General features: G+C 67.4%; 18 protein-coding genes and 1 pseudogene. 9 read left to right on the top strand and 10 right to left on the bottom strand.

Annotated elements, in window-relative coordinates; translation table 11 throughout:
* Positions 1-231: 231 nt before the first annotated feature.
* Entirely contained in the window at positions 232-2940 is a 2709-nt protein-coding gene (locus AB0C75_RS07055; protein ID WP_362887861.1) for a glycoside hydrolase family 97 catalytic domain-containing protein, read from the top strand.
* A 504-nt stretch (positions 2941-3444) separates the two neighbouring features.
* Here AB0C75_RS07055 and AB0C75_RS07050 read toward each other — a convergent pair.
* The 3 genes and pseudogenes from AB0C75_RS07050 to AB0C75_RS07040 all read right to left on the bottom strand — a co-directional run.
* Positions 3445-3559 (bottom strand): annotated as a pseudogene (locus AB0C75_RS07050) (IS5/IS1182 family transposase); the annotation flags it as partial.
* A gap of 141 nt (positions 3560-3700) precedes the next feature.
* A complete protein-coding gene (locus AB0C75_RS07045; RefSeq protein WP_362887859.1) occupies positions 3701-4324 on the bottom strand; it encodes an NAD(P)-binding domain-containing protein in 624 nt (207 codons plus the stop codon).
* A gap of 33 nt (positions 4325-4357) precedes the next feature.
* The gene (locus tag AB0C75_RS07040) at positions 4358-5092 is read right to left on the bottom strand and encodes an SDR family oxidoreductase (protein WP_362887857.1); all 735 of its coding nucleotides are present in this window, start codon (positions 5090-5092) and stop codon (positions 4358-4360) included.
* 143 nt (positions 5093-5235) lie between these two features.
* On the opposite strand from AB0C75_RS07040, the gene AB0C75_RS07035 reads away from it, so the two are divergent.
* Complete coding sequence (locus tag AB0C75_RS07035) at positions 5236-5847, top strand: TetR family transcriptional regulator (RefSeq protein WP_362887855.1); 612 nt, start codon at positions 5236-5238, stop codon at positions 5845-5847.
* 98 nt (positions 5848-5945) lie between these two features.
* On the opposite strand, the gene AB0C75_RS07030 is transcribed toward AB0C75_RS07035, so the two are convergent.
* Complete coding sequence (locus AB0C75_RS07030; RefSeq protein WP_362887853.1) at positions 5946-6800, bottom strand: NAD(P)H-binding protein; 855 nt, start codon at positions 6798-6800, stop codon at positions 5946-5948.
* Between the two features lie 150 nt (positions 6801-6950).
* On the opposite strand from AB0C75_RS07030, the gene AB0C75_RS07025 reads away from it, so the two are divergent.
* The gene (locus AB0C75_RS07025) at positions 6951-7586 is read left to right on the top strand and encodes a TetR/AcrR family transcriptional regulator (protein ID WP_362887851.1); all 636 of its coding nucleotides are present in this window, start codon (positions 6951-6953) and stop codon (positions 7584-7586) included.
* Between the two features lie 81 nt (positions 7587-7667).
* On the opposite strand, the gene AB0C75_RS07020 is transcribed toward AB0C75_RS07025, so the two are convergent.
* Entirely contained in the window at positions 7668-8570 is a 903-nt protein-coding gene (locus AB0C75_RS07020) for an MBL fold metallo-hydrolase (protein WP_362887849.1), read from the bottom strand.
* A 55-nt stretch (positions 8571-8625) separates the two neighbouring features.
* The gene (locus AB0C75_RS07015) at positions 8626-9861 is read right to left on the bottom strand and encodes an MFS transporter (RefSeq protein WP_362887847.1); all 1236 of its coding nucleotides are present in this window, start codon (positions 9859-9861) and stop codon (positions 8626-8628) included.
* A 130-nt stretch (positions 9862-9991) separates the two neighbouring features.
* On the opposite strand from AB0C75_RS07015, the gene AB0C75_RS07010 reads away from it, so the two are divergent.
* The 5 genes from AB0C75_RS07010 (at position 9992) to AB0C75_RS06990 (ending at position 14243) form a co-directional block, all read left to right on the top strand.
* On the top strand, positions 9992-10201 hold the full coding sequence (locus AB0C75_RS07010; protein ID WP_362888108.1) for a hypothetical protein: 210 nt from the start codon (positions 9992-9994) through the stop codon (positions 10199-10201).
* Entirely contained in the window at positions 10188-11591 is a 1404-nt protein-coding gene (locus AB0C75_RS07005; RefSeq protein ID WP_362887845.1) for an amidase, read from the top strand. Before AB0C75_RS07010 ends, AB0C75_RS07005 begins: the two co-directional genes overlap by 14 nt.
* 102 nt (positions 11592-11693) lie before the next feature.
* A complete protein-coding gene (locus AB0C75_RS07000) occupies positions 11694-12245 on the top strand; it encodes a TetR/AcrR family transcriptional regulator (protein WP_362888106.1) in 552 nt (183 codons plus the stop codon).
* Between the two features lie 178 nt (positions 12246-12423).
* Positions 12424-13653: a DUF6571 family protein gene (locus tag AB0C75_RS06995; RefSeq protein ID WP_362887844.1), complete on the top strand. Its 1230-nt coding sequence runs from the start codon at positions 12424-12426 to the stop codon at positions 13651-13653.
* A gap of 2 nt (positions 13654-13655) precedes the next feature.
* Positions 13656-14243: a hypothetical protein gene (locus AB0C75_RS06990; protein ID WP_362887843.1), complete on the top strand. Its 588-nt coding sequence runs from the start codon at positions 13656-13658 to the stop codon at positions 14241-14243.
* 430 nt (positions 14244-14673) lie between these two features.
* On the opposite strand, the gene AB0C75_RS06985 is transcribed toward AB0C75_RS06990, so the two are convergent.
* The 3 genes from AB0C75_RS06985 to AB0C75_RS06975 form a co-directional block, all read right to left on the bottom strand.
* Positions 14674-15126 carry a hypothetical protein gene (locus AB0C75_RS06985; protein WP_362887842.1) on the bottom strand — a complete coding sequence of 151 codons (453 nt, stop codon included), beginning with the start codon at positions 15124-15126 and terminating at the stop codon, positions 14674-14676.
* 2023 nt (positions 15127-17149) lie between these two features.
* Entirely contained in the window at positions 17150-17422 is a 273-nt protein-coding gene (locus AB0C75_RS06980; RefSeq protein ID WP_362888104.1) for a PH domain-containing protein, read from the bottom strand.
* A 1233-nt stretch (positions 17423-18655) separates the two neighbouring features.
* The gene (locus AB0C75_RS06975; RefSeq protein ID WP_362887841.1) at positions 18656-19690 is read right to left on the bottom strand and encodes an RHS repeat-associated core domain-containing protein; all 1035 of its coding nucleotides are present in this window, start codon (positions 19688-19690) and stop codon (positions 18656-18658) included.
* Between the two features lie 759 nt (positions 19691-20449).
* Here AB0C75_RS06975 and AB0C75_RS06970 point away from each other — a divergent pair.
* On the top strand, positions 20450-20770 hold the full coding sequence (locus AB0C75_RS06970) for a transposase (protein ID WP_362887839.1): 321 nt from the start codon (positions 20450-20452) through the stop codon (positions 20768-20770).
* 871 nt (positions 20771-21641) lie between these two features.
* Here AB0C75_RS06970 and AB0C75_RS06965 read toward each other — a convergent pair.
* On the bottom strand, positions 21642-24053 hold the full coding sequence (locus AB0C75_RS06965) for a glycoside hydrolase family 3 C-terminal domain-containing protein (RefSeq protein ID WP_362887838.1): 2412 nt from the start codon (positions 24051-24053) through the stop codon (positions 21642-21644).
* Positions 24054-24075: the final 22 nt, after the last annotated feature.

The following is a 24075-nucleotide window of genomic DNA, read 5'->3' as shown; positions in this document are numbered from 1 at the left end:
AGTCATCTGCGCACCTCTCGACAGGCAACCTCACCCGGCCGTGTCTGACGCCATTGAACGTTTCAATCCACCCCTCCACTCCGACGGAACGGACGGCACGACAAGCCCCGGCGGCGACGAATCCGGTGCAGTCTGTTTACAGGCCCAGCCCCGACCGGTAAGCAGGCACCAGCACTGTGCGAAATTGCCCGGTGCTGTTGGTAGTTGGTCGATTCCGATACGGAGGACTGGATGAGACGGCGAAACCTGCATGCCACTCCCATGGCACTGACGGCCGCAGCGGTCATCACCGCACTCGCCCTGGGTTCGGCCCACCAGGCGAGTGCAGTGGCCGACAACGTTGTCGGTCCCCATTCCGGCCCCGCGGCCACGTCATGGACCGTGCAGCGTGGCGGGCCCACCGCAGTCGTCACCCTCGACCCGGCCGACGGCTCGCTCGACTTCTCCGTCCGGCGGAACGGAAGGACCGTCCTCGAACCCGCGCCCGTCGGTGTGGTCACCGGTCAGGCGGATCTGACCTCGCGGCTTCACCTGCTGCACCGTGCCGACCGGGTGGTCAACGAGAAGTACACGACGACCGTCGGCAAGCAGCTCCGGCGGTCCGTCCACATGAACGAGTCGCGGTTCGCCTTCGAGGGGGAGAACGGCGCACGCCTCGATCTGGTGGTCCGGGCCGCCGACGACGGCGTGGCATACCGCTATGTGCTGCCCGGCAAGGCCGGCGTGACCATCGAGCACGAGGCCTCCGCCTTCCAGCCTCCGGCCTCCTCGCCGGCCTGGCTCAGCGCCTACGCCGCCCCTCACGAGCAGCCCTACGACCGGACCACCGCGGCCTCCGCGGCCGACGGCGAGTACGGCTACCCGGCGCTCTTCCAGGTGGGCGACCAGAACGTCGTACTCGCCGAGTCGGACCTGGACGGCCGGTACTCCGGCAGCCGGCTGGTACACGAGCAGGGCACAGGACGCTACGAGTTGGCGCTGGCCGACAGGGAGGTCCACTCGGACGGACCGCTCACCACCCCGTGGCGCACCGCCGTCATCGGCGACCTCGCGTCCGTCACCGAGTCCACCCTCATCGACGACCTGGCGCCGCCGTCCCGGATCCGCGACACCTCTTGGATCAAGCCCGGGAAGGTCGCCTGGTCATGGCTGGCCGGGTTCAGCGAGGCTCAGCGCAGCCTGGAGACGCAGGAGAAGTTCGTGGACTACGCCGCGGCGCACGGGTGGCAGTACGCCCTCGTCGACGACGGCTGGAAGACCACGGACTGGATGCCGCAGCTCATGGACTACGCGAAACGGCGCGGAGTGAAGATCCTGCTGTGGATGCCCTGGACAGACCTGGACACCGCCGCCGAGCGTGACGCGCAGCTGGACAAGGTCAAGAAGTGGGGCGCCGCCGGCCTCAAGATCGACTTCATGGACTCCGACACCCGTGAGCGTTTTCAGTGGTACGACGAGATACTCAAGGCCACGGCCGAGCGCGAACTCGTCGTCAACTTCCACGGCTCCACGATCCCGAACGGCATCCAGCGCACCTGGCCGCACGTGATGTCGATGGAGGCGGTGCACGGCGCCGAGCAGGGCGATGTCCGGGCCGACAACATCGCGACGCTTCCGTTCACCCGTAACGTCGTCGGGTCGATGGACTTCACCCCGATGGGTTTCCAGTTCGGCCGGCACAGCACATCCGATGCCGCGGAACTGGCCCTGTCCGTCATATTCGAGTCGGGTCTGCAGAACTTCGCGGGCAGCATCGAGGAGTACCGGGCCCGCCCCGAACTGGTCCGCTTCCTGGAGCAGGTACCGACGGTCTGGGACGAGACGAAGCTGCTGAAGGGCAGCGCGCCCGGTCTCAGCGCCGGCTTCGCACGACGCAGTGGCGCCCGATGGTTCCTGGGTGAGATGGCCACAGGCGCGGCTCGTACCCACCGGGTGCCGCTGGACTTCCTGAGCGGCGGGAGGTGGCGCGTCGATGTGGTCCGCGACGGCTCGGACGGTCTGGTCCGGGAGAGCCGACTGCTCACTCGGCACGACAACCTGGAGGTGCCAGGTGCCGAGAACGGTGGATTCGCCGCGATCGTCTGCCGCGCCGTGCCCGGCCGGGCCAGTTGCGACGAGCCCGTACGCCATGTCCCCTCGGGCACGCTGACTGTGGACCCGCGGCAGACAACGGCGGATCCGGGCACGGAGGTGAAGCTCGGCGGCAGCTTCACGATCGACGAGTACGGTCCGGTCACCGAAGTCACGCTCAGCGCGAAGGCCCCGGAGGGCTGGAGCATCGAGGGACAGGGGGCGACCGCGGCCGAGCTGGCCACCGGTCAGCCGCTGACCGCGGACTGGCGGATCACTGTGCCGGAGCAGCCCGTCCCCGGCTGGAAGGACATTCCGGTCACCGTCACCTATCGGGACCCGGCAGCGGGCGCGACAGCCCCGAAACTGAGTCTGCGGAGGCAAGCCCGTGTCTTCGTGTCACCACCCGGCATCGACTACGTCAGCGACCTCCCCTTCTCGGCGGAGAGCAACGGCTGGGGCCCGGTCGAGCGGGACACGTCCAACGGCGAGTCGGCCAAGGGTGACGGGGGCCCGCTGCGTATCGGAGACCGGACCTACGACAAGGGGCTCGGCACGCACGCGCCCTCCGAGGTGACGGTCGACCTGGGCGACACCGACACCTATGACCGTTTCAGCGCCGACGTCGGCATCGACGAGGAGACGCCGGACGGGGGTTCCGTGGTCTTCGAAGTCATCGGCGACGGGAAGGTGCTGGGCACGAGCGAGGTCATGGGCCCGAATGACGCCGCCCACGCCTTCGACATCGACGTCACCGACGTGCGGCAGCTGACCCTGCGCGTGACGGACGGCGGCGACGGCAACGACTCGGACCACGCGGACTGGGCCGACGCGCGGCTGCACATCGCCGCCGAGACCGCCCGCCGGTAACCGGAGGGCCTTCACGTGTGGACCGTGAAGTGTGAGGTCTCACGTTCGCCGCACCCCCGGAGGTGTCCGCCATACGCGAACCGCCCCCGGAAAACGCGTTTCCCCAGGTCAGAACGATTCTTCCTGGGGAAGCTCGGTGGGACGGGTGGGACTCGAACCCATAGGAGTGACGCCTCTCACCTGCAACGATGCCGAAACAACGGACATGGTCGCCCGTTTCCATCCGGCTACATCCCCCTCGATCCCGTTCGAATGGGGATCGGTTAGGCGGTCGCCACACCACTTCGTCCCCGCCGCACGGACTCTCCGAACCCTCCCGTGGGGCTGAGGAACTCCCGCCACTCAGTATCTCCAAATTACTCCAGGGCTCGACGGGCAGCTCTGCCTTTTCCGCTCACCTCCTGCGGCCAGTCACACTCTGTACCGAAACACGGTGCGGCGAAGTCCCCAGCAGATGACAGGAGCAGCCAAACGCAGGGGCTGACCACGGCGCAGGCGCGGCCGGCGAGAATGCGGCAGGAGTTTGCACCGCCGGTCATCCTCACGGGTGACGATGAGCATCGTGACCCACTCGGGCCAGGGTGTGTGGGAGGTCGAGCGCGGCAGGATAGGGAACCAACAGGGCTCCTGTGCTACCGAGTTGAGGCTTCGAACACCTCCCTCAACGGCACGGGAGCCCTGTCCGTTGCGTACCCCACCCTCACGCCGGCTCCGCACCCCGATCGGTAGCCGCTCCGAAGAGGCTCCGTCAACCGTTTGCTCAGGCGGGAAGTTCGGTGATGCTGAGGGCGAAGTCCAAGTTGCCCACACCGTGGTTGGCGAGGCCGACCGTGATCACGCCAGCTCCTTCCAGCCAGTGCGCCATTGTCAGGCCGCCGACGTCCAGCGGGCGCAGCCCGAGGCTCTCGACGAACACTTCCACACGCGCCTTGGCCTGCGCGTTGTCGCCGGCGATGAAGACGTCGGGCCGGCCCTTCTCCAGGACATGGCGGAAGACGGTGTTGAACGCCTTCACCACGCCGGCGCCGGCCGGGGCCGCCTTGGCGACTTCCTGCGCGATGGAGGTCTGCTCGCGGTGGGCCAGCCCGTCGAACGTCGAGTTGAAGGGGTTGCTGATGTCGACGATGACCTTGCCCGCGAGAGCGTCACCGTACTGGGCGACGGCCGGTACGACGCCGTCGTGCAGCAGGGCGACGATGACGATGTCCCCGGCCGGGGCGGTGCCCCATTCTCCCGTCGTGGCGGCGCCACCAAGAGCTTTGGCCAGGTCGGCGGCCTTGGACTGATCGCGGCCCATGATCTCGACGGTGTTGCCGCCCGCTATTGCCCGCGCTCCGATGGTGCGGGCCATGTTCCCGGTGCCGATGATGCTGATGTTGCTCATGAGGCGTCCTGTCCTGGTGCGTGTTTGTTGGGTTCAGATGGCGGTGGTGCCGCCGTCGGCGACGAGTTCCATGCCGTTGACGTAGCTGGAGTCGTCGGAGGCGAGGAAGAGGGCGGCGGTGGCGATTTCGTCGGGGTGGCCCATCTGGCCGCGAGGGATGAGGGACTCGAACTGGCGCTTGGTGGCCTCGCCGAAGAGCTCTGCTTGCTTGGCGGTGGCGACCTGGCCGGGGGTCAGTACGTTGACGCGGATACGGCGGTCCTTGAGCTCGTTGAGCCAGATTCGGGCCCATGCCTGCTGGACGGCCTTGCTGCCGGCGTAGACGCTCCAGCCGGGGAAGGCGCCGAGGGAGGCGTTGGAGCCGGTCATGAGGATGGAGCCGCCGTCGTTGAAGAGCGGGAGGGCCTTCTGGACGGTGAACAGGGTGCCGCGGGCGTTGAGCCCGAACCAGGTGTCGAACTGGGCCTCGGTGATCTCGCCGAGCGGTGCGGGCGCGCCGCCGCCGGCGCTGGCCCACAGCACGTCGAGGCTTCCCTTCTCCCGCTTGACGGTGTCGTACAGGCGGTCCAGGTCGTCGAGGTCAGCGGCGTCGCCCTGGACGCCGGTGACGTTGCGGCCGATCTGCTTCACAGCCTCGTCCAGGGCGTCCTGGCGGCGGCCGGTGATGAAGACGTGTGCCCCCTCATCGACGAACAGCTTCGCGCCGGCCAGCGCCATGCCGGTGGTGCCGCCGGTGATGACCGCGACCTTGCCGTCGAGCTTTCCCATGGTCATTCCCTTGGGTCGGTGGTGCCGTGTGTGCCTGGAGCGACGGATTTAAGTACACCGTCCTGTGTGCTTAACGTACGGGCCGGGCAGTCGTGGTGCAACTATGTACACCGGCCGTTACCCGACTGCGGTACGCTGGACCCATGACGGAGTTGGAGAAGGGCCCCACGGGCCGCCGCCGCGGCCGGGGCGCTCGCGAACGCATCCTCGGCGCGTCCCGGCAGCTGTTCCGCGAGCAGGGCATCAACCGCACCGGCATGGACCAGCTCTGCGCGGCGGCCGAGGTGTCCAAGCGCACGGCCTACCAGCACTTCGGCGGCAAGGACGAACTCGTCGCCGAGTACCTGCGCGGGTTCGACCCCTCTGTCCTGTCAGGTGTGTTCGACCGCGCCGACCTCACGCCTCGCGAACGGCTCCTCGCCGCCTTCGACATCCCCCCCACCACCCCCCTGTGCCCTTACATCGCCGCCGCCGTGGAGCTCCACGACCCCCAGCACCCCGCGTCCCAGTACGCACGCGACTACAAGAAGGCCGTCGCCGTACGGTTCACCGACACCGCCCGCGAAGCCGGCGCCGCCGACCCTGAACAGCTCGGCGAGCAGCTCGCGCTGCTCATCGACGGCGCCGCGGCCCGCACCCGGGTCCTCGACGCCGACACCTTCCCCACCGCAGCCGCCATCGCAGCCGTCCTCATCGACAACGCCATCCCCGCCGCAGCCAGCGATGACCGGCGACCGGAGGCAGTGTCGAGTTGATGCGGCACTCTGCCGACCCACCGGGTGGACCTCGGTGATTAGTTGTCCTGCCTGACACCGGCCCGCCACCCGACACCCCGGTGTGAATGACGCGAGCTTCAGGTGGCGATCTGGGCCGCGAGCCGGTCGGCGGCGGTGCGGGGCTCGCGACCGAGGAGTTCGGCCAGGAGGGGGCCGGTTTCGGCGAAGTAGCCGGCGCGGGCGGCCTGGTACCAGGTGAGCATGAAGCGGGCCATCTGTTCCGGGACGCCGGTCGTGATCTGGTCGGCGACCCACTGTTCGTCGTCCAGGACGATGCGCTTGATGGTGCGGCCGGTGAGGTCGGAGGCGATCTTGGCGGCATCGTCGAAGGTGACGGCGGTCGGCGCGGTGAAGTCGACCGGGCCGTCGACGGTGCGGTCACCGGCGAGGAGGGCCGCAGTGGCCTCGGCCACGTCGGCACGGTCGGTGTACGGGACGGGGCCGTCTTCCGGCTGGGCGATCTCGCCGGTCCGCTGCCACGGGCCGAGAACCTGGTCGAGCGGGCCGTAGGCGCCGTTGCGCAGTGCGGTCCAGGCGACACCGGAGTCGGCGAGGATCGCCTCGGTCGCGATGTGGATGTCCGACGGCCGGTACGGGTTGCCGGGGACGGCGCCCTGCTGGCTCGTGTAGAGGATCCGCTGGGAGCCGGCTTCGACGGCGGCTTCGATGGCGGTGCGGTGCAGGCTGACGATGTCGGCGGTCGGGTCGTTTCCGGACACGAGCAAGACCTGCTCGGCACCGGCGAAGGAGTCGCGCAGTGCCGCCGGATCCTCGTAGGAGCCCTGCCGTACGCGCACGCCGCGGTCGGCGAAGTGCTGGGCCTTGGCGGTGTCGCGGACGCTGACGCCGATGCGGTCGGCGGGGATGCGCTCGAGGAGGTGCTCGACGGCGGCGCCGCCAAGACCACCGGTGGCGCCGGTGACAACGATCATGTTCTCGGCCTCTTCCTGCGCCCGCGCTGTCCGTCTCCGAGGTGTGCGGAATCGTAAGTTGACAAGGGTGGTCAGTTTCTCATCTGTCGACGAGCGTAGGTAAGCTGACCACTGGAGTCAATTTACGGCGCAGGTGCGCCGGCGGAGAGGGTGAGGGGTTTGGCCGGTGGTGCGGTACCTACGGAATCCCGGCTGCGCGCAGACGCCAGGCGCAATTCCGAGCAGATCCGTGCCGCCGCGATCGGCGCCTTCCAGGGGCGGGGCCTGACGGTCCCGCTGGAGGAGGTCGCCAAGGCGGCAGGGGTGAGCAAGGCCACGGTCTTCAACCGGTTCGGCGGTCGGATCGGCCTCATCGACGCCGTCATCGAAGAGGTCGTCGCGACGGAGTTGCTCGCCGTCATCGACTGCGCCCGGACCATCGAGGACATCGGCGAGCGGACCGTGTACTACTTCACCGCGCTCCGCGACCTCCAGTACCGCCAGCCCGCGGTGAACGACGTCCTGCTGCAGACGTATCCCAACTCGCAGCAGCTCATGGAGATCTGCCGGGCCGGGAGTGAGGCGAACGAAGAACTCATCGCACCGGCGCGGGCCTCTGGCGCGCTCAGGCCGGAGTTCACAGCGGGCGACCTCCATGCACTCGTCGTCGACAACGCCCTCGCTCTCAAGTACGGCGAGCGGCCTCCCCGGGACGACTACGACCGCCGCACCACGTACCTGCTTGACGGAATCCGCGGTCGCCCGTCCGCTTCCGGTGGACGGGCGCCTCGCGGATCCGCGGGCTGATCGACGGGCTCAGGAGGCGCCGGCGAGGACTTCCCGCAGTCGCTGCGCGAACTCGTCCGGCTGACCACCACCCGGGGCTCCTCAGCTGCCGGAGGGGACAAAGCGGTAGGCGTCGCCCTGTGTGACCACGTGGCCCGCTGTGGGGGCGGGGAAGTGGCTGCCCAGCACGAGGGTGTCGGTGTCGGCCAGATCGGTGAGCAGCGCGCGGCGGGTCGTGGCAGCCTGTTCCGGGTCGATGTCCACGCAGCTGCCGAGGCCGGCGTCGGCCAGCTGGACCGGGTGGTGGATGCAATCGCCGGTGATCAGCCCTCGGGCGCCCCGGCTGTCGAGGCGGACGGCCGCCTGGCCCGGGGTGTGGCCGGGGGTGGGGATCAGGGTCAGACCCGGTGCGACCGCGGCGGCCCCTGCCGCGGGAAGATCGACGACGTCCAGCAGTCCCGCGTCGCGGATCGGGTGGATGGAGTCCCGGAACATCTGGGTGCGGGGTTCGTCCAGCTCTGTGTTGCTCCAGAAGTCCCACTCCGTACGGGTGGTGAGGTAGCGGGCGTTGGGGAAGGTCGGCACCCAACTGCTGCCGGAAAGACGGGTGTTCCATCCGACGTGATCGGTGTGCAGGTGGGTGAGGACGACCAGGTCCACCGATTCCGGAGCGAAGCCGATGGCGTCGAGCCTGGCCAGGTAGTCGGTGTCCAGGTTGTCCCAGGCGGGGTTGGCGCGAGGCTTCGCGTTTCCGATGCCCGTGTCGATGAGGACCCGCATGCCGTCGATGGTCAGGGCGAAACTGTGACTCGCCAGTCGCAGGACGTTGGCTCCGTCGGCGAAGGAGGGCTTCAGCCAGGGGAGCCGGGACACGACCTCAGGAGTCGCCTCGGGGAGCAGCCAGGGGCCCGTCTGCGGCGGGAGGGCGATCTCGTCCACTCGCTGGACGGTGATGTCTCCTACGGTCCAGGTCGCGGCCGGGGTGGAGTTGGCTTGAGCACGCATGTGTGGTGCCTTTCTGTGAGTGAAGGGAATCCGGGTGGTGAAGGCCGATCCGCGGTTACGTGGATGAGGCCTCGGCCGTGAGAAGGACACGCCGTCGGGTCCAGAGCGCGCCTGCGGCCACGATGGCCAGCACGGCGACGGAGGACGCGTAGAGGCGCGCCGTGACCTGCAGATCGAGGGAATCGGTCAGGATGCCTGCGGCGATGGCCGGAAGGCTCATGGAGAGGTAGCTCAAGACGTAGTACGAGGCCAGTACGCCGCCTCGCAGGTGCGGAGCGGGCGAGTGGAGGAGAAGGCGCAGAACGCCCTGGGAAACGGCTCCGAACCCGAACCCGGCCAGGGCTGATCCGGCGAACAGTGCCGTGAGCGAGTGCGTGTGCAGGGCGAGCAGGGACAGGCCTGATGCCGGGACCAGGAGACAGCAGCCGAGGGCGGCTGCCGTTGTCGGGAGCACGGGGCGGCTCAGCCACGTGGCCGCGGCGGCGCTCGCGGTGAGGGCGAAGAACAGCAGGCCTCCGGTGGCCTGGGGTGCCTGTGGGGCGAGGGTGTGGGTGAGGGCGGGGCCGAGGGAGGAATAGAAGCCGCCCAGTGCCCAGACGGCGATGATGCCGGGGCCCGCCACCAGCAGGACCCGCCTTGCGGTAGTGGGCAGTGCCAGCCGCGGCAGCAGGGAGCGCAGGGCGCCTGCTCGACGCCGGGCTGTCTCTGGAGTGCGAGCCACTGCGGCCGCCTGGGCGAGGAAGACCGCTGCCAGCAGTACATAGACGGTGACCATGGGGTGCGGGGCGAAGCGGACCAGAGCGGTGGCTGTCAGTACCCCCACGGCCATACCGAGGACGGGTGAGACGCTGTTGGCCAGGGCGGCCCCGCGTCGGCCCGCGGGATCCAGGTCGAGGAGGGCGGCGCCGGCCGCACTGGTGGCCATGCCGGTGGCCAGGCCCTGGACGATGCGTGCGCTGACGAGCGCTCCGACGCCGTCCGCGCCGGCGAAGAGTGCCATCGCGATGGCCTCCAATGCCAGGGCGCCGACGAGGACGGGGCGGCGGCCCACGTGGTCGGAGAGTCGGCCTGTGACGAGCAGGGCCCCCAAGAGAGCCAGCGCGTAGGCGCTGAACACCAACGTCACGGTGAGAGCCGAGAGGTTCCACTGCTCCTGGTAGGCCGGGTAGAGGGGAGTTGGCGCGCTGGAGGCCGCGAGGAGCGCGACCAGGATGGAGGCGTCAAGGACGAAGACGCCCCGGCCGGAGACTGCCCGGCGGTGTCGCGACGCGCCTGCGGTGGCGGTCGTCATGTGCATCCTTCTCTCTGCTTAAAGCAATGCGTTTGCTTTAAGTGACGGTAGGCCCTGAGGTCACTTAAAGCAAACCGTTAGCGTTTGCGTGAGGGACTCCTCCCCTCGTACGGCACAAAGAAGGGCAATGGTGAAATCCGCCGATCTCACCCCGCATGAAGCCGCCCGATGGGCCAGCCGGGCAGGGCTCCCCCTGCCGGACGACCGCCACGCCGACGTCGCGGTCACCGCCGACTACATCCGGGCCGTTGTCGCGACCCTGCGTGAGCTGGACTTCCAGGACACACCGCCCGCCGCCGTCTACCGCGCAGTCAGTGAGGACCGCCATGGAACCGTTTGAGCTGACGCTCTCCGCCGCCGCAGAAGCCATCCGCTCCCGGGAGCTGTCACCGGTCGACCTCACCGAATCGGTCCTGGCACGCGTCGAGCAGGTCGACCCGCAGGTGCGGGCCTATGTCACGGTCGTGGCCGAGGGTGCCCGCCGGGCGGCCGAGGAGGCGGAGCGCGAGATCGCCGCCAAGGGTCCCAGGGGCCCGCTCCACGGCATCCCGATGGCCCTGAAGGACCTCATCGACGTCGAGGGCCTGCCCACGACAGCCAGTTCCAAGGTCAGGGACGGTCACCGGGCCTCCACCGACAGTCAGGTCGCTGTACGCCTCTCGCGGGCCGGCGCCGTACTCCTCGGCAAGACCCATACACACGAGTTCGCCTACGGCCTGACGACACCGCAGACGCGTAACGCGTGGGACCAAGGACGGGTGGCGGGTGGATCCAGTGGCGGATCGGCCGTCGCCGTCGCGACAGGGGCGGCGATGTTCGCCCTCGGTACCGACACCGGAGGATCCATCCGAGTCCCCTCCGCGCTCAACGGTGTGGTCGGACTCAAGCCCACCTACGGCCTCGTCCCTCGGAGCGGAGTCACCTCTCTGTCCTGGTCCCTGGACCATGTCGGACCCATCACCCGCAGTGTCCAGGACGCCGCGCTGGTGCTGGAGACTCTCGCGGGACCAGACCCCCGGGACCCCGTGAGCCTGCCCTCGGCCCCGGCCCGGTACGCGCCCGGCGCGGGAGGCGACGTGGCCGGCATGCGTATCGGCGTGCCACGCAACTACTACTTCGACCAGGTCGCGCCGGACGTCGAGGCGGTGATCCGCGACGCCGTCGCCGCCCTGCGTGACATGGGGGCCGAGATCGTCGACGTCGAGATCCCCATGACGCGCTACATCCAGGCGGTCCAGTGGGGGCTGATGGTGCCCGAGGCGAGCGCCTACCACGAGCAGACGCTGCGTTCGACGCCCGAACTCTACGCGGGCGATGTGCGCATCCTGCTGGAGGCCGGCGAACTGGCCCTGGCCGGAGACTACTTGCGGGCCCAGCGCGCGCGGACCCTCATGCGTGACCGTTGGCTGGACCTCTTCCGCCACGTCGATGTCGTCGTGGCGCCGTCCGTACCTGCAACCGCGGCATCCTCCGGGCAGGAGAGCATCCGGTGGACGGACGGGAGCCTGGAGGCTGTCTCCGACGCCTACGTCCGGCTGTCCGCGCCGGCCAACATCACCGGCGTCCCGGCGCTGACCGTTCCGGCGGGTCATGACCGGGAGGGCCTGCCGATCGGCATGCAGCTCATGGGCAGGCCGCTCGGCGAGGCCGCGGTGCTGCGCGTCGGAGCCGCCTTTGAGCGGGTCGCCTCGTTCGGGTGCGGGCGGATCGCTCCCCTCGCTGCCGCATGACAGAGGCCCGGGAGTCCGCCGCGAGCGGGCTCCCGGCCCCGAGATCGCACACCCCTAGATGCAGAATATTCGCGTTAAGGTGGTCCGGTGAGCCCGAAATCCATGGCGCGCCCCGGCGGGCGCAGTGCACGAGTGCAGCAGTCGGTCCACGACGCGGTTCGGGAACTCCTGGAGGAGGCCGGCCGGGACGGTCTGACCGTTCCTCTCATCGCCGCCCGTGCGGGCGTCACGCCCTCCACCATCTACCGCCGATGGGGAGACCTTCAGGAACTCCTGTCCGACGTCGCCGTCGAGCGCCTTCGTCCGGAAAGCGCGCCGGCTGACCTGGGCAGTCTGCGGCAGGACCTGGATGTCTATGCCGAGCAGTTCCTGGAGGAAATGGCCTCGGCCTCCGGGCGGGCCTACATCCGCGACGCCCTGCTGGGGGACGCCGAGGGAACCAACGCCGGCCAGTGTTCCGCCTACGCCGCCGACCAGATCGAAACGATCCTGCGCAGGGCCGCGGAGCGTGGTGAACATGTGCCGGAGATCGAGCACGTCATGGACCGGGTGGTGGCACCGATCATGTACCGGATCCTCTTCCGGCCGGACGGGCTGACGGCCGAGTACTCCCACACACTGGTCAGCGGCGCGTTGGAGAACACGACTGCGTGACGCGGCTCCGCGCGGCGAGGCCGCCCGGAGGCCGACCTCCGCGTACATCGGAGACCCCGGTGCGCCTGTACACACCAAGGGCCTGGCGGGGGCGGGACTCCTCGGCAACAGCCTGCCCACGCGCCACCCCGGCGCCATCGGGGGCGGCGCCGCGACCCTGAAGGACCTCACGGACCTGATGGCCGCCGACGTCGGCGACAAGGCGTACGACCCGAACGACAAGAACGCCTCCCCGTACGACAAGGACAAGGGCGACCCGGTCTACAGCCAGGCATTCCTGACCGAAGTCGGCGACACCATCCGTGAGTGGGAGACGGACAACGACGACGCCTACGACGGCGTCATGAAGAACTGGCAGGGCACACAGGAAGACCCGATGAAGGGTCTGATGAACGCGATGAGCCGCGACCCCTCCGCGGCCACCGGCTACTTCGACCCGAACACCACGGACAACCTCAAGTACTTCCTCGAGGACCGTGACTGGCCGGGCGGCGCTGTCGAGGACGAGACGCCCGACGAGCTGAAGCAGACCTCGGCCCGCACCGAGTTCGGCGCCGCTCTGGAGGCTGCCGCCACCGGCCGCGAGCCGGGCAGCCCGCTGCACGCCGTCCACACCCACCACGACGGCGCGGAGACCGCGGTCTTCGAGCGGATCCTCAAGGAATACAGTGGCGAGGACGCGCCGAAGAACCAGAGCTCCGTGCCCCTGCCCATGCGCACGAGCATGGGCAACATGATCGGTGACTACGCCTCGGACGTGCACCAGATCCTCGGCAAGAACATGGACGGGCCGACCGACTTCAACAACCTCACGATCGAGCGGGGCGACCTCACCCGTCTCATGCGCGGCGTCGCCGAGGACCCCAAGGCGTTCGGTGTCATGCACCACTCGCAGAGTGTGGTGATCGCCGAGGGGCTGAACGGCTTCCCGCCGGACTCGTACCGCAAGGAGGATCCCGAGATGCGCGCCTGGGTCAAGCAGTCGGCGTCGGTGCTCGGCCACCTCGACGGCGTGCGCGGCGACGTCATCTACGACCTCGGTCAGGCAGAGAAGGACACCAACGCCTGGAACCAGAGGATGAACTACCACGCCATCGGCGCACCCCTGACGGCCATCCCCATCGTAGGCGACGCGCTCCAGCGCACGGTCGACGCCGGCACGGCCGGGTACATGAACGAGCTCAACGCCAGGGTCGACGAGGAAACTCGTAAGAACATGGTCAACCACTTCGAGAACGGCGAGAACCAGATGAACGCCATGATGCGGGAGATGGCGACCGAGAAGGGCCTCACGAAGGAGGAGCTGGACGCGAGCCCGGGCGAGTACGAGGACGGTCTCCAGACGACTGCCGAGAACTGGTACCAGCAGGGCATCGAGGACGCCCAGAAGAAGATGGGACAGCCGTAGACATGGACAGGAAGTGGCTGCCGCTGACCATCGTGCTCGGCGCCGCCGGGGTGGCCGTCGTGACGGCGAGCTTCTGGCCTGACGGGGAGAAGCCGCCGCTGCCGCAGACGCTGTGTCATGGGGCGCTCAGCCGGCAGACGGCGGAACTGATCGACGACGGCAAGGGGGGCGAGGTCAGCGCGGAGGAGTGGGAGAGAAAGGGCAAGAGCAGCGATCACGCGGTGTTCAAGGGGTGCCAGGTGCTGCGCGCCAACGCGGACAGCGACCACCCCCGAGGGGTCTACACCCTGATCATCGAAGACAACCGGAACAACCCTCACTACAAGCCCAAGAACTCTGTCCTACTCGGCCCCGGCGTCACCGGCTGGGCGCTTCCCGACAAGGCCGAGGCCAACCTGCCCGCCGGCTGTGCCGCCCGCATGGGCTCGACGGCGCCGAACATCACGGTGGCGCTCATTGCGCCCTCGAAAAAGGGGGAAGAAGAGGAGAAGGACCTCGTCGACCGGGACGACCCCGCGATCCGCAACAATGCGGCCGTGGTGCGGGAGGCCGCCACCAAGCTCGCCAAGAAGTACGGCTGCGCCGCCTGACCGTCGCCCGACCGGTCCGCCCGCCTGCCGCCGCACCTCGCCGCCGCGGCAGGTAGGCCAGGCTCGCGGACGACACATACCGTTGACCCGATCGTCGGCGCCTGTACTGCCCCTCACGCCACCCGGAAGGCAGCGCCACCTGAAGGCCGGCGGCGACAACGGCACCGGCCCTGCCCCAGAGGGGGTGGACGGCAGTTCGAGCACGTGTCTCTTTATCGGAGCCACTGCTCCACCTCACCCAGGAGTCCTGGTCGAGGCTGAGGGGGTGTGCCCGGTAGGTGGGTGTGCCGCGGGCGCGGAAGCGGATACCAGGCAGAATCCGATTGTGACGCCGGCTCCAAGCACGGGCGATCCGGCGCGGCACCCGGAGCGCGTCCCTCCACTCTCCGCCGCAGCCGAAGCGGGCGGGCCCCGGCGCCAGCGTCTGTGATCAGATCCTTTCCACCCGGATGCGATGGCCCGCCAGGAACTTGTCCATGTCGTCGGCATCCGAGGTGAAGACGGTGACCTCGAAGCCGCGCTTCGCAGTCTTGACGGCTACGGCAGCCAGGACTGCGTCGATGGCGTCGTACTTGTGCCCATGCAGCCCAGCGGTCTTCAGAATGCCGCGGGCCAGGGAGATCACCTGATCATCAGTGTGCTCCACATCGATTCGGGACAACGCCCAGTCCCACAGCCCTTGGCGCGCACCCAGCTGAGGGTTCCACGCCTCCAGCGTGGTGAGCGCGCTGGTGACGACAGCGATGTCCAGGCGTGGAGCCGCCTTCACCAAGGCCGTCATCTGACGGTCGCCCTGGACCGTCTTCGACAGCGCTTGGGAGTCGAGGACGAAGGCGCGCCGACGCGCAGAGGGAACACCGGCGGCGCGCTTCGAACGGCTCACGCTGCGGCGCCGGGTGAGCGGTGCTCGTCATGCCAGTCCTCGATGGCCGCGATGCTTACTGGAAACATTCTCGACGCGCGAAGACCCACGTCCGCCACACCACCGTGAGGCGAACACCTAACGCAGGATGATCCCCGAAAACGCGTTTCCCCAGGTCAGATCGATTCTGCCCGGGGTCGCTCGGTGGGGCGGGTGGGACTCGAACCCAAAAGCGTGACGCCTCTCACCTGCGGAAACGCCACAGAGGCGGACATTCACATCCTGCTGGATCCCGCTGTATCCGCCTCGCCCCTTGGACACAGCACTGCCGTGCGGTACGTACCGCACGGCTACGTGGCGGCTCCTGCGCCTGTAGTGGGAGACGATCCACCCGGCGTATCTACTGCAAGGCAGGCAACCCGGCGGCTCACCCTCAGCGCATTCCGCAGACTCCGTTGCCACCCCTCCCCCTGACGGATGCAGTCACACTCCGTATCGACCGGGAGGCGCAGGCGTATCGACTCCGACTTCCCGGCCACGACGACGGCGATTCGCGCTGGCACCCGCCCCGCACTCCTCAGTGACCGGGATACGGACGTCACCGTACTGCTACTGCCAGCAGGCGGGGCATTCGAACCTGGCTCCCGTAGCTGCGTCACGCACTACCGGCGGCAGCTGGGACTGCCGCTTCTCAGTCTCGCTGACCGTGAAGGCAAAGGAGAGCGGCACTCTCAGCTCCCGGAACGGCGGTGCCGCGGGGAAGCCAGCACGACCGACAACCGAGGGGCGCCCCTTGCCCTGACCGGACGGCTGGGCATAGATCAAGCGTCTTCAGCGTGGCCACTGATCGAGGGAGGGGGCGGCGTGGGATCGGAGCGCCCAACGGGCAGGGCTTCCGTGCCGTTGAGGAAGATATTCGACGCCTCAACTTCACAACACAGAAGCCTTGTTGATTCTGCACTACCACACTCGACCTACCTCACACCCTGGTCGAGTGAGTCACGATGCTCATCGCCACCCGTGAAGGATCGAGGCCAACTACTACACCGAACTCACGAAACCCCAGGTCATCACCGCAATCCGAGATCTCACAGAACCCGGGGCGGGTCACCCTCCCGACCTTCACGCCTCCGCCTCTCCCTAACCACCCGTCCCCAAAACATCCCCACACCTATTACGACCAGAGGCCACACGGTTGCAAACCAGTCGGAACCTATTGCACCCGAAGTCACGGCAAGGGCCACCGTGAGGACCACGAGACCTACAGCAGGTCTAATCAAGTCTTTCTGAAGCCACTTCACGCGTCATCTCTTATTCACTGAATGATCTCCTCAACGATTCCCGAACCTTGCGACTCCTAGCCGGACAACTGCCAGTGCTACGCATGGAGAGCGGGACGCGCTGGCGGCGCCGGCCGGTCGGCCACCTCCGCATCACAACAATCCGGTTCTCACTTCAAGAACCAAACCGACCAGCGACAGAAACGCTACTACCCAGCCGGGGACGCGGAGCGATCTTGGTGAAGCCCGCTCAACCGGGCCCGGCAGAACAAGGAGCAAGAATTCATACACACGGTCTGCCGCGTGTCCAATATTCGCCCCTATTAGGACTCCTGCAGGGAGCATCAGACCGAAAATCACTATACTTATAAAACTCATCTCTTGGGGGCCACGACCGGCCAGCTCAAGGGCTTCCAGGTGATTCATTGCGCGCCCGCTACCACTTGAAGGGATTAAACGTTCCCACTATATCGCCTATTCGCACGAAGCACAGCGAGGCTGCCCCACCGAACCCGATACCAGCCGATCCACTGAGGCACACACCTACCGTGTCTCCGCTGGAGCTTTGCGCAACTTTCTTCCCCTTATCGGCGAACCAGCGAAGGTGCTGTCAATTAGACCAGGAGAGCTGCTCTGACTCCGAGAATTCCGGAACGCCTCTTCCAGTCGATTCAACTGCTGCTGATGCTTGAGCTCCCTTTCTTTACGGAGCGCCTCGGCCCGGCTGTACTCAGCATTAGAGCACCGGACCAACTCGCCTAATTCTACTTATATTCCATCCAATATTGATGCACGATGACAAATTTGACTTCGAACTTCGGATCAGACCTTCGGCTCGTAAATGCTCCTGGCACGACCAAAGTTCGCCCACTGGTGCGGACGATGCGCAAGTCCCACCACTCGTTACTTCGAGCCGTGTGGTGCCTCATTTCGACACCGGAAATATCTTTCCACGGAATCGACCTGCTTATCAGGAAGTAGCGAAATGATATGCCGTTCGGGGTTAGCTTGGATTGCCCCCTCCCTCGAACGGTCATGTAAGTAAAGGTGCCGAGCCACACAGCAAATATCGAGATGAGCCACCAGGTGGAATCTTCTCTCTCGATAAGAACAGCGGCAACTGCTACGCCTGCGAAAGCTGCTGTAAGCAGCCCGACCCTCTGCCGATTCCTGCGTCGCTCAGTGGAATCTAGGGAAATTACCGCATCAGTTGGCAAGATGATTCACCCTGTCTCCGGCGATAGTAGATATCCCCGTGTACATTACCGACGCACCGTCAGTCACTCGATCCACGCCCTGAGCCGCTCCAGACTGGGCCGCAGACCAAAGTTGTTGACCATAACTCCTCACTGGGGACACCGCAGCACCCCGCGTTACCCTCCAGGAATTACACGCCTCCGCAGGCCGGGCCGGCTTGACAAGGGCAGGGACAGACCTGCCTGCAAGGCTTCCACGCCAGGCCGTCCGCCTCCCATTGGGTGCACCGAAAACTATCCCTGTTTGTGTGCGCGATCACGTTTTTTGGTTCGTCGACTCTTCGGGCTTTGCAATATCCCGAGCGCAACAGCGGTCAAGACTGGCAGACTCGTGTTCCAGGGCGGGTTCAAGTCCGCGCACAACCAGAACGTCAGAGCGATTATTATGAGAGACGCAGCAACCCTAATCGCGGTCACACTCATGCCTTTCACGACTAAGCACAGAGAATCTAGCGTACCTGATCGAATTGAACCTGCCTTCTGTGACGCGATTCACCAAAATGAGTATCGCCCCCCATAGAACGACCCAGAGAATGGCTTTCCAAATGGCCCATTCATTTCTCCATGGATACATCACGAGGTAAACCAGAAAACAGGCACACAGCGCGCGAAGGAGGAGCGCCAAGTGTCTTTTTGTCGCCATCTTAAACTCGAACCTTTCAGTTCCTCCAAATGGTGGCGCGACGCACCTGCCCAGCCTCAGAGCCGTACAGGTACACGCCGCGCCTTGTCACTCAACGAGCGAGCACTCCCCTAAAGGGGGGCATGATCGGGCCGAGCAGCCCGCTCATCACACCACCGATCGTCGCCCCCTCCGTTCCGTCACCAACCAGTGCCGCGGCTCCCCCGCCTGCCGCGCCTCCCCAGAGAGCGGCCGTGATACCGCCGGCCACCAGACATCCGGCCCCTGCGGTGGCCCCACAAGCAGCGCCCACCACCATCGCCGCAGCGGAGATTGCGACGACAGTAGTTACTGTGACGATGGTCGTCTTCGCCCACTGCGGAAGGTTTCCATCAGGCAAGTCGGCCACAGTCGACACCCCTTTTCCTCCAGTGTTGTCCCATGCGTCCTCCCACCAAGGCTTGTCCTTGGGGGGGTGGGGGCGGATTCCTTAGGGCTTCGAGTTCCGCTTCGCGCTTGTTCAGGTACTGCTTGTGCTTGAGCTCCTTCTCCTGGCGAAGCTTTTCGGCCTGGCGGTACTCGTAGCCCGTGTACCGGGTGCTCGTCCCCTTGCTCTTGGTGTAGGTGTACTTCCGCCCGGTGGTCTGCTGGGCGTAGTAGTTCTTGGAGACTTTGCCACCTTGGGCGCGGGTTTCCTTTTCGTAGTTCTTGCCGAAGCTGACCTTCTTGACGTCTCCGGTGCTCTTGCCGTAGGTGCAGTTGTACTGCCCGCTGGCGCACTCTACATAGGCTTCGCCGGTGGGGTCGGCGAAAGTGGCGGGGTTGTTGTTGCCGTAGACGTACGGGTTCAGCTGTGTGGGGTCGTCGGGGATCAGGAGTGGGTCGACGGAGAGGAAGCGGCCCAGGGTGGGGTCGTATTCGCGGGCACCGAGGTGGGTGTAGCCGGTCGGGTCGCTCGTGCCGCCGACGAAGCCGCGGTCGCCCGGCCAGGAGCTGCTGCCTGTGGTGCCGCGCTGGCCGCCGAAGGGGAGCTGCTTGCGACGGGTGACCGTCTGGGCCGCGCCCATGGTTACGGCGATCAGCGCGGTGCCCTGCTGGTTGGCGAAGAGGAACTGGAAGCCGGCGCTGGTGCGGACAGCGACGGTTTCCCCACCGTGCGTGTAGTAGCGGGTGGCGGTCTTCGCCCCGGTGGAGGTCACCTTCAGCTCGTTGCCGCCGGGCAGGTAGGCGGTGGTGGAGCCGTCTGCGTTCTTCGCGAGCATCCGGTTGCCTGCCGAGTCGTAGAGGTACTCGGTGGTCTTGCCGTCCTGGACAATCTTGGCGAGCTGGCCTTCCGGGTCCCAGGTCAGGTCCTGGGCGCTCGTGCCGCCGCTGCGCTTGGCGGTGTTGCCGGCCTCGTCGTAGCTGAACGACTCCGTCCTGACCACTGTCCGGCCCGCCGGTGGTGGCGGCCGAGCGCAGCGCGTGCGGGCGGGTGTCGCCGGCCTTGCCGGTGGTGTAGGTGCGGGTGATGTCCGTGCCGCTGGCGATGGTGTGCTGGATTTCCTTGGTGCGGTTGCCTGCGTCATCGTAGGTGTAGGAGTGCCAGTACCCGTCCGGGCCACCCACCGTGTTCGCCGATGGGGCCGTGGCGCAGGTGTCGGTCGGGTTCTTGGCAGTCCAGGCTTCGGTCATGCGGCGCAGGGCGTCGAGGGCGAAGCACTGGGTGTCGGTGGTGGCGGCAGCGTCCTGGCCGGAGGTGCTGGAGATGCGGGTGGCGTTGCCGGCCGGGTCGTAGCCGTAGCGGGTGTCCTCCACGCGCAGGGCCTTGTCGCCGTCGATGGTGGAGCGGGTGAGCTGGCTGGTGTGTTCGTCGAACTCCTGGGTGCGGTACACCTTCTGCCCCAAGGTGCCGTACTCGGCGCGGATCTGGCGTCCGTAGACGTCGTAGCTGGTGTCGTTGACCAGCGTGACGGAGCCCGCGACAGTGGTGTCGGGCAGGTTGCCCTGGCCGGTCATGTGGTGCTCGGTCGGGGCGGGTGCACGGATATCACGTACGGACCGTCGCGGACGTTCCCGTTCACGCCCGTCAAGTAGTGGTCAAGGTGCTTGGTGTGTGTCCGACCCCGGGCTGCCGCCAGACGCCCCGATCACCCCAAGGAACACCAGCAGGAAGGATCGAGGCCACCACCACCGCCTGCGCGGAGATGTCTGCCCTCACCCAGCTGATCAGCGCCTTTGCCGCACTGCTGAGACCCGCCGAGGGGAACGCCGAGCAACTCAGCGCGTGGATCACCACCGCGCAAGCCGAGGAACTGCCCCACCTGCACGCCTTCGCCCGTGGTCTCGAACGAGACCGCGCCGCCGTGAACGCTGCTCTGACCAGGTCCTATCACAACGGCGGAACCGAAGGCGTCAACGACAAAACGAAACTGATCACGCGACAGGTGCACGGCCCGGCCGGATTCCTCTCCTCCGCCACCGCGTCCCACTGGGACGACTTCACCTTCCGTCACCACCGCAAGTGAGACAGAGCCGACTTCCGGACAGTCCCCCTACCTGTTCACGCGGGACGCCACAGTCACCATGGCTCGACTGCGGACGCTCCGTACGCCCGGAACCGGCCACGCGCCCCACAGAACGAGCCGCCGACACCCGCTCATCCTTGCGAGTCAGGAGGCATGAGTGACCAGGACATCTCGCCGCCCAGGCGGCCGTGGGAGCAACAACCACAACGCCCTCTCAGGCGATCGCCACAAAAGGCCAGGTCAGACGCATCTGAGGTGCGCCGGCACTCCGCGACAGCGGGTTAGTACCGCACGGCGCGCGGCCGGTACCGCACGGGAAAAAGCCCCCGAAAAACGCGTTTCCCCAGGTCAGATCGATTCTGCCCGGGGACGCTGGGTGGGGCGGGTGGGACTCGAACCCATAAGCGTGACGCCTCTCACCTGCGGCGATGCCGAAACAACGGACATAGCCACCCGTTTCCATCCGGCTGCATCCTTGTCGATCCGGCTCGACCGGGGATCGGTGCAGCGTTCGCTGCACCGCTGACACCGCGTCCCTCGCAAGCTCAGGCACCGGCCCGCAGGGGAGGCCCAGCCGCTCATCCCGGCTGCTTCTCCCCTGCCGGCCGGTGAGCTTTGCCGCTCTCGGCCGATTTCTACCCAGCCCGCAGAGTCACGATCGGTAGTCGGCGATCATGCTGTGCCTCCCCGGAGCAGGCGGATTCACTCTGGTGCATGGGGCCCACCGAGGTGTCGGCGACGGGCGCTTCGCCGCGGTGCACTTGATCTCACGCCACCGCGGGCGGCGACCGTTGTGCGCAGGCAACATATCGCGGGCCGTTCCCCGCCTGGTTCGACAGGGAACGGGCCGCGCAATCGGAACGGTCAACGCTCAGCGGATGGTCACGGTTCGCTGTGCCGTCAGGTCACGGGACGAACGTGCGGTGGCGAAGGTGTAGGAGCCCGGCACGAGGGCCCAGCCGCCCGACTTCCATACGGTCAGGTCCTGTGCCGGGATGGTGAAGGCCAACCGCTGTGAACCCGCCGTCTCCAGCGTGACCTTGCGGAAGGCGACCAGACGGCGTGGCTCCGCCGCTGCCGCTCCGGGCAGCGCGGCGTAGATCTGGACCACTTCGGTGCCCTTGCGCCGGCCCGTGTTGGTCACGTTGACGGAGAGAGTGACGTTCCTGGTCGCTTGGTCGTAGGCCGCTTCCGGCGAGCCGTGGGCGAAGGAGGTGTAGGACAGGCCGTGACCGAAGGGGAAACGGGGCTGCTGCCCCTTGGCGTCGTAGTACCGGTAGCCGATGGCGATGCCCTCGTCATGAGTGACGGCGCCGTTCGTGCCGGGGTAGGTCGCGGGCGTACTACCGGGCCCCTGGGTCGCGTCGGCGGGGAAGGTCACGGGGAGACGGCCGGTGGGATCCCTGTCGCCGAAGAGGACTGCGGCAAGGGCGGTGCCCGTGCCGCGGCCTCCGTACCATGTCTGGATCACGGCTTCCACGTCGTTGAGCCAAGGGGTGGCCACGGGGCCGTCGGTGTTGAGGACGACGATCGTGCGGGGGTTGGCTGCGGCCACGGCGGTGATGAGCTGGTTCTGGTCCCCGGGCAGGTCGAGGCCTGCGTGGTCCATGGCCTCGCCGGCGACCCGGTTGACGAAGACGACGGCGGCGTCGGCCGCCCCTGCCGCCTTGACCGCGGCGGGGATGAAGGAGTCGGGCTGCCAGCCCAGGGTCAGACCACAGGTGCCGGTCTCGGCGGTGGCGTTGGTGTAGGTCAGTTCGACGCTGACCGCGCGGCCCGCGGTCAGCTGCGTGGTGCCCTGGAGCGGGTAGTCGAACGGTCCGAGGAAGAACCTGCGCATCTGCCGGGTGCCGGAGACGACCGTGACGCCGTTGATCTTCAGTGTGGTCGTGCCGGCGGGCAGCAGGGAGAAGCGGTGCAGACCGGTGGTGGTCGGCACGAGGGTGCCGGTCCACTTCGCCGACCAGACGGCGGGCAGATCCGCCGCGGGCGCGGTGGTGAAGTCCACGGTCGCGTCGGTCTTCGTCACGACCGGGGTCCCGGTGGCATCTGCGCCCGCGAAGTACGTGGCCGCCAGGCCGGCCTTGTCCTTGCCGTCACGCAGCACGGCCGACGGCACCACAGCCAGAGGCAGGTCTCCCTTGGTCCCCTGGGAGTGAGTGACCTTGACGGAGCTTCCCGCACGGGTACGAACGGCCTGCAGAGGAGTGGTCCAGGCCCCGGGGTCGACGTAGGTCGATCCGGCAACACCGGTGAACACGTCAGTATCCGCCGGGCCGATGACGGCAAGCGACTTCACCGAGGCAGGCAAAGGCAGGGCCGCGGAGCGATTGGAGAGCAGGACCGTTGAGGCGATGGCCGCCTCGTGGGCGAGGTCCCGGTGTTCCTGGGTGCTGACGTTGTCGGCGGGAGCGGGGACAGGGGTGTCAAAGAGGCCGTTCGCGAACATCGTGACGAGGATGCGGCGCGCGGCGTCGTCCAGCCGCGCGCCCGGTATCGCTCCCCCCGTGAGTCCGCCCGGCGGAATCCTCACTGCGCCGGGGCCGAGTCCGGCCAGGTCCATACCGGCACGAAAGGCTGCGACCTGGTCATCGCCGGCCCAGAAGTCCGGCACCGTGTAGCCCTGGAGTCCGAGTCCCTCCTTCAGGTCGTCGAAGAGAGCCGGGTTCTGCGTCGCGAAAGTGCCGTTGATCTTCGGGTAGGCCATCATCACCGAGGTGGTCGGCGCGGCGACGACCACCCGGCGGAAAGGCGCCTCGTATATCTCGTGCAGGGCCCGGTCGGAGACCTTGGCGTCGATGAAGAACCGGTCGGACTCCTGGGTGTAGGCGGCGAAGTGCTTGACGGTGGCAGCCACCTGCTGGCTCTGCATCCCGACCGTGACGGCCGCTCCCAGGTACCCGGCGAGCAGCGGATCCTCCCCCATGCCCTCGGATTGACGGCCGAAGTGCCAGGTTCGCGTCAGGTCGACGGTGGGGCCGAGCATGTTGTTGAAGCCCTTCCCCCTGCCCTCCGCGCCGATGGCCCTGCCGATGCGGCCCGCCAGGCCCTCGTCGAAGGTCGCCGCCTGGGCGACGGGAACGGGGAAGGCCGTCACCCCCTTCTCGCCGCGGAGGCCGGCGGACGCGTCGACCATGGTCAGGGCCGGAATCCCCAGGTGGGCTACGGCCGCGAAGTCGCAGCGTACGAGTGCTTCCTTCTCCGTCGCCGTCATCGTGGCCAGCAGGGCGTCGGCGCGGTTCTGCGGGGCGGCGCCGGACGCGGCGGCTGCCTGTGTGGTCATGACCGGAGCCATGCTCACGGCC

The organism is Streptomyces sp. NPDC048565 (genome assembly GCF_040650935.1).
In the GTDB taxonomy this organism is placed as follows: domain Bacteria; phylum Actinomycetota; class Actinomycetes; order Streptomycetales; family Streptomycetaceae; genus Streptomyces.
The sequence above is the reverse complement of the archived record's forward strand: the minus strand, read 5'-3'. Positions and strand labels throughout refer to the sequence as shown.